Source organism: Paraburkholderia sp. CNPSo 3274 (genome assembly GCF_024206475.1).
GTDB lineage: Bacteria > Pseudomonadota > Gammaproteobacteria > Burkholderiales > Burkholderiaceae > Paraburkholderia.
Map to the genome: position 1 here is coordinate 84,166 of NZ_JAMBPR010000007.1, position 12,225 is coordinate 96,390.

12 protein-coding genes are annotated in these 12,225 nt (G+C 64.7%); all 12 read right to left on the reverse strand.

Features of this window, described 5'->3' with window-relative positions:
* Positions 1-18: 18 nt before the first annotated feature.
* On the reverse strand, positions 19-1,059 hold the full coding sequence (gene nagZ / locus M3I54_RS06655) for a beta-N-acetylhexosaminidase (protein ID WP_254334041.1): 1,041 nt from the start codon (positions 1,057-1,059) through the stop codon (positions 19-21).
* Positions 1,060-1,103: 44 nt separating this feature from the next.
* On the reverse strand, positions 1,104-1,502 hold the full coding sequence (acpS, locus tag M3I54_RS06660; RefSeq protein WP_110854956.1) for a holo-ACP synthase: 399 nt from the start codon (positions 1,500-1,502) through the stop codon (positions 1,104-1,106).
* A gap of 56 nt (positions 1,503-1,558) precedes the next feature.
* The gene (gene pdxJ, locus M3I54_RS06665; RefSeq protein ID WP_254334042.1) at positions 1,559-2,323 is read right to left on the reverse strand and encodes a pyridoxine 5'-phosphate synthase; all 765 of its coding nucleotides are present in this window, start codon (positions 2,321-2,323) and stop codon (positions 1,559-1,561) included.
* Entirely contained in the window at positions 2,320-3,153 is an 834-nt protein-coding gene (gene recO / locus M3I54_RS06670; RefSeq protein ID WP_375542106.1) for a DNA repair protein RecO, read from the reverse strand. The genes pdxJ and recO overlap by 4 nt, the downstream gene beginning before the upstream one ends.
* A 201-nt stretch (positions 3,154-3,354) precedes the next feature.
* Positions 3,355-4,260 (reverse strand): GTPase Era, encoded by a 906-nt coding sequence (gene era, locus M3I54_RS06675; RefSeq protein WP_254334044.1) that lies wholly within the window; start codon positions 4,258-4,260, stop codon positions 3,355-3,357.
* 54 nt (positions 4,261-4,314) lie between these two features.
* A complete protein-coding gene (rnc, locus tag M3I54_RS06680; protein ID WP_254334046.1) occupies positions 4,315-5,484 on the reverse strand; it encodes a ribonuclease III in 1,170 nt (389 codons plus the stop codon).
* Between the two features lie 220 nt (positions 5,485-5,704).
* Positions 5,705-6,601, reverse strand: a complete 897-nt coding sequence (gene lepB / locus M3I54_RS06685) for a signal peptidase I (RefSeq protein ID WP_254334048.1) — start codon at positions 6,599-6,601, stop codon at positions 5,705-5,707.
* Between the two features lie 33 nt (positions 6,602-6,634).
* Positions 6,635-8,428 (reverse strand): translation elongation factor 4, encoded by a 1,794-nt coding sequence (lepA, locus tag M3I54_RS06690; RefSeq protein ID WP_254334049.1) that lies wholly within the window; start codon positions 8,426-8,428, stop codon positions 6,635-6,637.
* Between the two features lie 175 nt (positions 8,429-8,603).
* A complete protein-coding gene (locus M3I54_RS06695; RefSeq protein WP_254334050.1) occupies positions 8,604-8,939 on the reverse strand; it encodes a glutaredoxin family protein in 336 nt (111 codons plus the stop codon).
* A gap of 5 nt (positions 8,940-8,944) precedes the next feature.
* Positions 8,945-10,462: a DegQ family serine endoprotease gene (locus M3I54_RS06700; protein WP_254334051.1), complete on the reverse strand. Its 1,518-nt coding sequence runs from the start codon at positions 10,460-10,462 to the stop codon at positions 8,945-8,947.
* A 24-nt stretch (positions 10,463-10,486) separates the two neighbouring features.
* Positions 10,487-11,548, reverse strand: a complete 1,062-nt coding sequence (locus M3I54_RS06705) for a MucB/RseB C-terminal domain-containing protein (RefSeq protein ID WP_254334052.1) — start codon at positions 11,546-11,548, stop codon at positions 10,487-10,489.
* Positions 11,549-11,553: 5 nt separating this feature from the next.
* Positions 11,554-12,195, reverse strand: coding sequence for a sigma-E factor negative regulatory protein (locus M3I54_RS06710; RefSeq protein ID WP_254334054.1), 642 nt, complete (start codon positions 12,193-12,195; stop codon positions 11,554-11,556).
* Positions 12,196-12,225: the final 30 nt, after the last annotated feature.

Here is a 12,225-nt window from a genome sequence, read left to right on the forward strand (position 1 = left end):
GGCGCCGCAATCAGGGCATCAAGGCAGTACGCTGCGCAGCAATGCCTGCGCCTCGATGTACCCCGGGTCCGCCACCATCTTGTCCCAACGCAGCGCCTTGCCGCGCGCGCGCATGCGCTTGATGCGCAGGCCCGAAACCTTGGCGGCGCGGCGCGGCTCGATGGTGCGCAACGCGTCGAGCACCTTTTCGGCCTCGTGCGGCTGGTTGCAGATCAGCACCATGTCGCAGCCCGCTTCGAGCGCGGCGCGCGCGCCCTCGGTGAGCGTACCGCCCTGGCGCGCGGCCTCCATCGAGAGATCGTCGCTGAAGATCGCGCCCGTGAAGCGCAGCCGCTTGCGCAGAATTTCCTCGACCCAGATGCGCGAGAAGCCCGCAGGCTTCGAATCGATCTTCGGATAAATCACGTGCCCCGGCATCACCGCCGTGAGCGAGAGACCGAGCCAGTCGTAAGGCAGCGCGTCTTCGCCGAGGATCGCTTCGAGCGGACGTTCGTCGACGGGCACCGCGACGTGCGAGTCCGCCGTCGCGAAGCCATGACCCGGGAAATGCTTGCCGCAATTGGCCATGCCCGCGAGCGAAAGCCCGTGATTGAGGCTCTTGGCGAGCAGCGTGACGACGCGCGGATCGCGATGGAACGCGCGATCGCCCACCACCTTCGACTGGCCATAGCCGAGATCGAGCACCGGCGTGAAAGAGAGATCGATGCCGCACGCGCGCAGCTCGCTCGCGAGGATATAGCCCACTGCCGTCGCGAGCTTGGTGGCGAGCAGCACGTCCTTGTCCCACAACGCGCCGAGGCGCCCCATGGCGGGCAGCACCGTGAAGCCGTCGGTGCGAAAGCGCTGCACGCGGCCGCCTTCATGGTCGACGGCGATCAGCAGGTCCTCGCGCACCGAGCGGATAGCGTCGGTCAGCGCGACGAGCTGCGCGCGGTTCTCGTAGTGGCGCGCGAACAGAATCACGCCGCCGGTGATCGGGTGCGCGAGGCGCCGCACGTCGTCGTCGCTCAGCGTGGTGCCGACCACGTCGAGCATTACTGGCCCGGGATTATTTTTCATCGATGAGTTTTGCGTAGATGCCGCGCAACGCACGGCGAAAGATATCACCCGTTGATTTCCGCAACCACGAACGACACCGCGTAGTCATGCTCGTCGGTGATGCTCACGCGCGCCGTGATACCGCGTTCGTCGAGCCACTGCGCGAGTTCGCCCGAAGCGACGATCACAGGACGGCCGCCCGGCTCGTTGAGGGTCTGCATGGCGCGCCAGGTCATCGGCATGCGCATGCCGAGGCCGATCGCCTTCGAAAACGCCTCTTTCGCGGAAAACCTCGTGCACAGATACGCCAGGCCCCGCGCCGCCGAGCGCGCCTTGCGCGCCTCGTAGACGGCGAGTTCGTCCGGGCCGAGCACGCGCGGCGCGAAGCGCCCGTTGGTGCGCTCCATGACTGCCGCCACGCGGCTCACCTGGATGATGTCGGTGCCGATACCGTAGATCGCCATGAGACTCCCGTCGAAGTATGTCGATTGTGCGCGGGCGCGCAGGCGCTGGGTTGCAATCAGCCGCGTGTTCCGAGGCACGCCGCAACCATGATCGCCTTCATTTCGCGCACCGCGTTCTCCCAACCCGCGAAAATTGCGTGCGCAACGATCGCGTGGCCGATATTCAGCTCGACGATGCCGTCGATGGCCGCGATCTGCTGCACGTTCGTGTAATGCAGACCGTGGCCGGCGTTCACCTTCAGTCCGAGGCTGTTGCCGCAGATCACGCCGGTGACCACGCGCTCGTATTCGCGCTCCTGCTCGCCGGCGTCGTGTGCCTCCGCGTAGCGGCCCGTATGCAGCTCGATCACGGGTGCGCCCGTTTCGTGCGCCGCGCGGATCTGCGTTTCGTCCGGGTCGATGAACAGCGAGACGCGACAGCCCGCATCGGCAAGCTGACGGCAGGCGGCGGCAACGGCGTCGAAGTGGCCCGCGACATCGAGGCCGCCTTCGGTCGTCAGCTCGGCGCGCTTTTCGGGCACGAGGCAAACGTCGTGCGGTTTGATCTCGCACGCGATGTCGAGCATCTCGGCTGTCACCGCGCATTCGAGGTTCATGCGCGTTTTCAGTTGCGGACGCAGCGCGCGCACGTCGGCGTCGACGATATGGCGGCGATCCTCACGCAGATGCAGCGTGATCGCGTCGGCGCCTGCCTCTTCGGCGAGGAGCGCCGCGCGGATCGGATCGGGATAAGCGGTACCGCGCGCGTTGCGCAGCGTGGCGACGTGGTCGATGTTCACACCGAGGTCGATCACGTTGGGCGAAGTGAGAAAAAAGCTCATAGGTTCTGCAAGTCGATCAGAATCTGGCGCGTCGCGAGCGGCGTGCCGCCAAGGTAAGTGTTCAGCAGGAAGCGCATGAGCGCCTTGCTCTGCGCAACCGTCTGGGGTCGATGGTAATCGTCCTCTTCCATGTCGAGCAACGTCTGACCCGAAAGCCGAGGCCATTGCGCAGGCCATTCGTCCGATGCTTCGCGCACACCGCGTTCCGGATCGAACACGTAGCGCCCTTCGGCCACTACGGCCTTGCGGTTCACGGTGCGGTTGAGCGCGAGCGCGTAGCCCGCCTCCCGCAGCAGCACGCGCTCGAATGAGCGCAGCACCTGCACGGGCGGCTCGTCGTGCGCGAGGCGCGTGAGCGTCACGACGTAGTGGCGAAAGAGTTCGGGGTGCGGGTCTTCGCGCGCGATGAACTTCACGAGCAGCTCGTTCACGTAGAAGCCGCACAGCAGCGCGTCGCCGGCCAGCGGCAACATGCCGCCGACCCACTCGGCGCCTGTAAGCGTGCGCACCTCGCCCTTGCCGGTCCAGGAAAGCGCGAGCGGCTGGAAGGTTTGCAGCACGCCGCGCAACGCCGAATGCGGACGCTTCGCGCCCTTCGCGACGAGTGCCATGCGGCCGTGATCGCGCGAGAGCACATCGATGATGAGGCTCGTCTCGCGGTACGGATAGCTATGCAGCACAAAAGCCGGCTGCTCGGCGATGCGGTAATCGGGGGTCGTGCTGCGTGAAGCGCGCGGCAATTGCGAGCGCGCGGTGGTCTTGCGGCCGTTGCGTGATTCGGTGCGCGGTTCGGCGCGGCCTTCGAGCGTGGCGTCGGCGCCTTCGGTCATCGCGTTGCGCGTGGCGGCGCCTTTTGTCACCTTCGTGCTTCTCGTACTTTGGGTGCTTTTCGCGGGCGAGCGCCGCGCACCGCGGGAATCGGAGGCTTCGTCCGCAGCGATTGCCTCGTCGGCCTGCGCTTCATCGTGCGCGGGCCAGTCGTCGTGCAGGGTTCCGGCTGCGCCGTCACTCATACGCGGTGCCCGTCGCGCTTACTCGTAACCGTAGGCGCGCAGCCCGGCTTCGTTGTCGGCCCAGCCGCTCTTCACCTTCACGAAGGTTTCGAGGTACACGGGACCGTCGAACAGCTTCTCCATGTCGAGTCGCGCCTCGGTGCTGATCTGCTTGAGCTTCGCGCCCTTCTGGCCGATCACCATCGCCTTCTGCGTGTCGCGCTCGACGAGAATCGTCGCGAAGACGCGGCGCAGCCGCCCTTCCTGCTCGAACTTGTCGATCAGCACCGTGCTCGTGTACGGGAGTTCGTCACCGGTCCAGCGGAACACTTTCTCGCGCAGGATTTCGGCAGCGAGGAATCGCTCGCTGCGATCGGTGAGGTCGTCCTCGCCGTAGATCGGCTCGCCTTCGGGCAGATACGGCTTGAGCGTCGCAAGCAGGCGCTTGATGTCGTCCGGGTTATTTGCCGAAAGCGGCACGATCTCGCGGAACTCGCGCAGACCCTGGACCTGCTGGATGAACGGATACAGCGTGGCCTTGTCGTTTACGCGGTCGATCTTGTTGGCGATCAGGATCGTGGGCGCATTCGGGGGAATCAGGTCGAGCACTCTCTGGTCGTCGGGGCCGAACTTGCCGGCCTCGATCACAAACAGCACGGCATCGACCGAGCTGAGCGTGGAGGTCACCGCGCGGTTCAACGAGCGGTTGAGCGCCGTGCTGTGGCGCGTCTGGAAACCGGGCGTGTCGACGAAAATGTACTGCGCGTCGTCGATCGTGTTGATGCCGGTGATGCGATGGCGCGTGGTCTGCGCCTTGCGCGACGTGATGCTGATCTTCTGGCCGACCAGCGCGTTCATCAGCGTCGATTTGCCAACGTTCGGACGGCCGACGATCGCGACCATGCCGCAACGGAAACCGGCAGGAGTGGAAGTGGGAGCGTTCATGATCGGACCGGAATAGAAAAACGGGAGGCGCGCTCGCGGCGCGCCTGGGTGGAATCAGTGGCCGGCATCGGCCGCGCGCACGGGAATGGCCGTAGTGGCTTCGGCATGCGTCTCGGCATCGGTGCTGGTGCCGCCGGTCGTTGCGGTTTGCGCGCGCTCGACGGTGCGCATCGCCGATTCGGCTTTCACCGCGGCCGAACGGTGGCCGATGAAGCCGGCGCTCGGTACGGCGTCGAAACCCGTGGCCTTGTCGGCGGGCTTGTCGCTTGCTTTCTCCGCACCGCGTTCGGCCTTCTCCGCGGGCTTTTCAGCCAGTTTGTCCTTCTCGGCCGGACGCTCCTGGACGTGCGCCGCACGAATCACGGCGAGCGGCGCACCTTCGGCTGCCACGGTTTGCGCCGGACGCTCGGTACGCGTCGAGGCACGCTCGCGGCGCTCCGGCGAGCGCAGATCGAGCGCGCCCTGCACGCCGGTCACGCCGGGGACGACCTCAGGCTCCGGTTTGGGCGCACGCGCGCCCTTCGAGCGTCGCGGCTTCGCAACCAGCGCGGGCGCCGCGGCCATGACCTCGTCGAGTGCCTTCTTCGCCGCGGCCTGCTCCGCCGCGCGACGGCTTGCACCCGAGCCCGACACCTTTACATCGAGCTTCGGCACCGTGCATTCGACTTCGAACTGCTGATTGTGCGCCGCACCATGCGTCGCGACGACCGTGTAGGTTGGCAGCGCGATCTTGTGACCCTGCAGGTACTCCTGCAGCAGCGTCTTGGAATCCTTGCCGAGCGTGCGCGGATCGATGTGATCGAGGATCGGCACGTAGAGGCGCTTGATGACCGTCTGGGCGGCGTCGAAGCCGCCGTCGAGGAAGATCGCCCCGAAGATTGCTTCCAGCGCGTCGGCGAGGATCGACGGGCGGCGGAAGCCGCCGCTGCGCAACTCGCCTTCGCCAAGGCGCAGGCCATCGGCAATATTGAGGGCCTGAGCAATTTCGTAGAGCGACTGCTGCTTGACCAGGTTCGCGCGCACCCGCGAGAGGTCGCCTTCGTCCAGTTTGCCAAAACGTTGGAACAATAGGGCAGCCACCGCGCAATTCAGAACCGAATCACCGAGGAATTCGAGGCGTTCGTTATGCGTGGCACTGTGACTGCGGTGGGTTAAAGCCTGGCGCAGCAATTCCGCATTGCGAAATTCGTAGCGCAAACGGCTTTCCAACGGAGATTGGAGCATGGGGAGAGTATAACGCGCCCGCCGCCCCCAGCGAAAACAGGGGGCGGCGGGCGAAAAACCGTGACGAAGCGACGTTACCGAGGATTCTTCAAGTAGCGCGCGAAGATGCGATGCGCGTTATGCAAGTGAGACTTGTGTTCGCGCATACGATTTTTGTTGTTGCTCCTATGGCTTCTTCGCGCGCGTGCCCGACGTGCATCGCACGTCAATCAAATACGAATTACTCGAACGAACCGATGCGACGCAGGTTGCTGAAGTTCATCCAGATGAAGAACGCGCGGCCCACGATGTTCGCGTCTGGCACAAAGCCCCAATAGCGGCTGTCCGCGCTGTTGTCGCGGTTGTCGCCCATCATGAAGTAATGGCCCGCCGGCACCTTGCAGATCACGCCGCGCGCGTTGTACTGGCAATTGTCGCGATACGGATAGTCCTCTGCGCCCACGATGAACGGCGGCACCGCGGGGTTATTGAGGATGTTGTTCTTGCGCCCGTTGCCGAGGTCTTCCGTGAACTGCTTCGCGTAGCCAATGCGCTCTTCGTCGAAGAAGTCGCCCTGCGGCATTTCCGGCACCGGCTTGCCGTTGATCGTGAGCTGCTTGTCCTGATAGGCGACCACGTCGCCCGGCAGGCCGATCACGCGCTTGATGTAGTCGACCGACTCATCCTTCGGATAGCGGAACACGACCACGTCGCCGCGCTCGAGCGGCCGGCCCTGCGTGAGCTTCGTGTTCGTGATCGGCAGGCGGATGCCGTAGTCGAACTTGTTCACGAGGATGAAGTCACCCACGAGCAGCGTGGGGACCATCGAGCCCGACGGAATCTTGAACGGCTCGACGACGAACGAGCGTACGAAGAACACGATCAGGATGACGGGGAAGAAACTCGCCGTGTACTCGAGCCACCACGGCTGGCGCAGCTTGTCGTTGCGCAGGTTCTGACGCGTGACAGGCGCGTTTTCATCGGCGAAGCGCTCGCCCACACGCTCCTGCTGACGGTCGAACTCCGCGACCGCCGCATCGGCGGCGAGGCGCCGACGCGGCATGAACACCAGTTTGTCTGCAACCCACGCAACACCCGTCAAGATGACGAGCACAAAAAGTATCAGCGCAAAATTCATGTAGAGATCCGTTGTCCGGCTTATTTGCGTTACTTATTTATCTTCGACACGAAGAATGGCGAGGAAGGCCTCTTGCGGAATCTCGACCGAGCCGACCTGCTTCATCCGCTTCTTGCCTTCCTTCTGCTTTTCGAGCAGCTTCTTCTTACGCGTGATGTCGCCGCCGTAGCACTTGGCCAGCACGTTCTTGCGCAGCGCCTTGATGTTCTCGCGCGCGACGATGTGCGCGCCGATCGCGGCCTGAATGGCCACGTCGTACATCTGGCGCGGGATGATCTCGCGCATCTTCGCCGCCACTTCGCGGCCGCGGTACTGCGACTGCGAACGGTGGACGATGATGGACAGCGCATCGACCTTGTCGCCGTTGATCAGCATGTCGACCTTCACGACGTCCGAGCTGCGGTATTCCTTGAACTCGTAGTCCATCGACGCATAACCTCGCGACACCGACTTCAGACGGTCGAAGAAATCGAGCACGATTTCCGCCATCGGAATTTCGTACGTGAGCTGCACCTGGCGGCCGTGGTACTGCATGTTGATCTGGTTGCCGCGCTTGTTCGTACAGAGCGTGATGACCGAACCCACGTACTCTTGCGGCATGTACAGGTTCACGGTCACGATCGGCTCGCGGACCTCGGCAATCTTGGGGGGCTCCGGCATCTTCGCCGGGTTCTCGACCTTGATCGTGCTGCCGTCCGCCTGTACGACCTCGTACACCACGGTCGGCGCCGTGGTGATGAGGTCCATGTCGAACTCGCGCTCGAGACGCTCCTGCACGATTTCCATGTGCAAGAGACCAAGGAAGCCGCAACGGAAGCCGAAGCCCAGCGCCTGCGAAACTTCCGGCTCGTATTGCAGCGAAGCGTCGTTGAGCTTGAGCTTTTCGAGCGATTCGCGCAGCGCGTCGTACTGGTTCGCCTCGACCGGATAGAGGCCCGCGAACACCTGCGGCTTCACTTCCTTGAAGCCCGGCAGCGGCTCGGCGGCCGGCCTGGTCGCGAGCGTGACGGTGTCGCCCACCTTGGTCGCGGCGAGTTCCTTGATGCCGGCGATGATGAAGCCCACCTGCCCCGCCGAAAGCTGATCGAGGTTGCGCGACTTCGGCGAGAACACGCCGACGTGCTCGACCGGATACTGCGCGCCGGTGGCCATCAGCTTGATCTTGTCCTTCGGACGCAGCGTGCCGTTGACGATACGCACGAGCATCACCACGCCCACGTAGTTGTCGAACCACGAGTCGATGATGAGCGCCTGCAGCGGCGCTTGTGGATCGCCCTCGGGCGGCGGCACCTTGACGATGAGCGCTTCGAGGACGTCTTCCACGCCGAGGCCGGTCTTCGCGCTGCAGCGCGTGGCGTCGGTGGCGTCGATGCCGATCACGTCCTCGATTTCTTCGATGGCGTTTTCGGGGTTGGCGGCGGGCAGGTCGATCTTGTTGAGCACCGGCACGACTTCCACGCCGAGTTCGATCGCGGTGTAGCAGTTCGCCACCGTTTGCGCCTCGACGCCCTGGCTCGCGTCCACCACGAGCAGCGCGCCCTCGCACGCGGAGAGCGAGCGGCTCACCTCGTAGGAGAAGTCGACGTGCCCAGGCGTGTCGATCAGGTTCAGGTTGTAAACCTTGCCGTCACGCGCCTTGTACGAGAGCGCAGCGGTCTGCGCCTTGATGGTGATGCCGCGCTCGCGCTCGAGATCCATCGAGTCGAGCACCTGCGATTCCATTTCGCGGTCGGACAAGCCGCCGCACAGCTGGATGATGCGATCGGCGAGCGTCGACTTGCCATGGTCGATGTGCGCAATGATCGAGAAGTTACGAATATGATCCATTCAGTGCCGATCAAGCGAAAAAGGCGCGCCCCAACGATTGCGTGGCACGCCTCGTAAACAGATGAAAAACCGGACTATTTTAGCCGAAAAGGGGCCCCACGGGCGAACCGTCCGGTGATGTAACGGATGTGTCATGCCGCAGGGGGCAGGTACCGCCGTGTGGCGGCCCCAAGTTTCACGCTCCGCCCGGCGGAGTCGGCGCTACGCTCGGTGCGTCCGGGCCCAGGCCCAGCATAGCGCGCACGCGCGCTTCGTCGAGATGGTAGTGGCACAGCTCGATGCCGTTGCAAAGGAGCATCGGCACGAGTTCGTCATAACGTGCCTGCAGCGCGGGGTCGGAATCGACATCGATGACGTCGAGCCGCGCGCCCGCCGCTGCGGCGAGCGGCTCGAGCGCCACGCGCATGTCCTCGCACAGATGACACCATGCGCGCCCGTAGAGCACGAGGTGCGCGCTCGCACGTTCGAGCGCGCCCGGCGCTGCCGACGAAGACCGCATGGGCGTGCGCATCGGCGTTACTTCTGCCCCGGCGCGCGCGGGCGCAGCGGCACGAACTGCGTGTTGTCGCCGCGACGCACGAGCACCGCCACCATCTTCTGCGGGTCGAGATGCGCCGTCACGTCCTGGAACTGCTTCGCACTGGTGATATCCGTGTCGCCCACGCGCAGGATGATGTCGCCCTTCTGCAGGCCGGCGCGCGCTGCCGGGCCATCCACCGCGTCCACCATCGCGCCGCCCTTGATCTTGAGCTGGGCGAGCTGGTCGGCGGGGATGTCGACCACCGCGATACCGAGCGCGTTCAACGCGCGCGGCTTGGGCTCGGGCGCCTTTTTCGGGTCGGCCTTCGCGCTCTTGTCGGTCTGCATCTCGGCGATCGTGATCGGCAGATCGCGCGTTGCGCCCTTGCGCCAGACCGTAACGGTCGCCTTGGTGCCCGGCTTCGTGTCGCCGACCATGCGCGGCAGGTCAGTCGCGGCGTCGACGCTCGTGCCGTTGAACTTCAGGATGATATCGCCCGGCTGGATGCCCGCCTTGTCTGCTGGGCCGCCCGGCTCGACGCTGGAGACGAGCGCGCCTTGCGCCTTGGGCAATCCGAGCGAGTCGGCCACGTCTTTCGTCACCTCGCCGATGGCCACGGCAATGCGACCACGCGTGACCTTGCCCGTGGACTTGAGCTGATCCGCCACGCGCATCGCCTCGTCGATCGGAATCGCGAACGAGATGCCCATGAAGCCGCCGGTGCGGCTATAGATCTGCGAGTTGATGCCGATCACCTCGCCTTGCATATTGATGAGCGGACCACCCGAGTTGCCGGGATTCACGGCCACGTCGGTCTGGATGAACGGCAAATAGTCGCCCGTGTCGCGCCCCTTAGCGCTCACGATGCCCGCCGTCACGGTGTTCTCGAGGCCGAACGGCGAACCGATCGCCACGACCCACTCGCCCACGCGCACCTTGTTCGAATCGCCCATCGTCACGGCCGGCAGATTGGCGGCCTGAATCTTCACCACGGCAACGTCCGTGCGCTCGTCCACGCCGATCAGCTTCGCCTTGAACTCGCGCTTGTCGGTGAGCGTCACATAGATGCTGTCCGCGTCGTCGATCACGTGCGCGTTGGTCATCACGTAGCCGTCGCTCGAGAGGATGAAACCCGAGCCGACGCCGCTGTTCTGCTCGGTGTCGTTGCCGCTGTCCGGGCCGGAATCCGAACCGCCGCCCTGGCTTCCGCCCTGGCTGCCACCCTGACCGCCGCCCTGCCCACCCTGCGGCCCTTGCGGAAGCGGGATGCCAAAGAAGCGGCGGAAGAATTCCGACATGTCGCCTTGATCCATGCCCGGCGGGAGGCCGCGCTGTGCTGTAGAGACACGCGTAGTGGTGCGGATATTGACGACCGACGGCCCCACTTTGTCCACGAGGTCGGCGAAGTCGGGCAGGTTGGCAGCCGGCGCCGCCGATGCCACGTGCGGTGCGAACGGCAGGCACGCCGCCACGACCGCGGCCGCGAAGAATTTGCGCAGCGGGAGAATCGTCATATCGAAGTCAGCCGAAGGAAGGAGTTACCTGGGAGCCTTGTATTCTATGGCAGACGCGAACTGCTGCAACGTGGTCTGGGGCACTTCGCCAAGCAACGTGATGAAGTAATCGCCGTTGCGCTTCACGAGCACGTGGGTCGCGCCACTACTGCCCGAGCCTTCCTTGCGACTGTTGTTCTTGACCGGTTCGATAAAGACGGAAAGTGTGGACAGTCCGTCGGAGAATACGGCCTGATCGACCGGGATGGGCGGATCGCTCGCGTCGCGCGCCGCCATCGGCCGGCGCACTTCGCGAACCTTCTGGAAACCCGGCGCCACCTGGCCGAACGACCAGCCCTGCGCTTCGATGTCGACCGGCTGAAGCGGCGGCCGCACCACGTTCCAGCCCTCGATATTGCGCATACCGTTCACGATAGGCGTCTTGTCGACGGGACCACCAATGCGAACCTGCGTGAACGCGAGTTGCTGGAGCACCTGGCCGTTTGACGGGTCGAGCATCTGCGAACGCAGCAGCAGACCGGTTTTCGCGTCCGCCCACAGCTTGTAGGCGAAGCGGAAATTGTCCTTCGGGTCGAGCTGGATCACCTGGCTGTCGAGACCCGCCACCCGGTCGTTGCCGAGCATCTTCGGCTCGTAGACGCTCAGCACCTGCTCGCCGCTCGTGGAAAGCAACGCCGGGAATGCGTCCTTGTTCTGGCGCTTTTCGACGACGAGCAGCTTGCGCTCGGGCACGAAGGTATAGAGATCGTCGTTGTGGCGCAGCATCGTGCGCGGCTTGCCGTCGAGGCTTTCGAGCTTTTCGAACTCGCCGTCCTGCTTCGAGGCGTAGTGCGTGATGCGCGAGGACTGCACGAATTCGCCGCGCTGGTAGACGAAGGTGCCTTCGTAACTTTGCTGCTGGGCGGCCTGCTGGATGCGGTCGAGCAACTGCGCCGCGCTCTGGCGCGTGGCGGCATCGGCCGCGGACGCGCCTTGCGCGTGGGCACGCGGGGCGACAGACAGAGCGGTGAACATCACGGCTGCGCAGCAAAGGAATGCCGGCAACCGCCCCCAGATCGTCTTTTTATTCAACCGCAATGTCTGCATCAAACTTATTGGCCTTGCGTGGTAAGAGCGGCTGACCGGATATACGGCATGGAATCCGATATGACCGGCTGCTGCGCGAACTGCTGGTGCGCCTGGAGATATTCGTCGAGCCGCGCGTCGCGGATGATATTGCCGTCCTGACCGCCTGCGACAGGCGCCGGCGTGGTGTTCATCGCCACACGCTGCACGCCGTCGCCCTGCGACTGCACCGCGGCGATTTGCGGCGCGCCGGCCATGCCCACGCCGCGCATTTGCGGCATGACGATCCACGTGAGCGTGGCGGCGGCAGCGGCCACGGCCAGCGACGGCATCACGCGGCGGCGCAGCGCCAGAATGCGGCCCACGCGCTCATTGCGGCCAACCTGCGGCTGCGGCAGCGCGGCGGGTGCCAGCAGGTGCGGTTCCGCTTCGAAGCGCGCCGCGAAACCCGTCACGAAGGCACGGCTCGCGGCCTGGCTGAGGGCCAGATCGTCAGAGCGCAGCACGTCGCCGATCAGGTGGTACTCCGACCAGGCTGCGCGCCCTTCGCCGTCGAGTTCCAGATAACTTCCGTTCAGATGCTCCTGTGCCGACGCTTCACCGTCGACGAAGGCGGACAGACGCTCGCCGCGCGAGCTTGATACCGATTGCATCGAGACCGAACCCATGATGCTCCCCATTCCCTAACAGACGTCCCT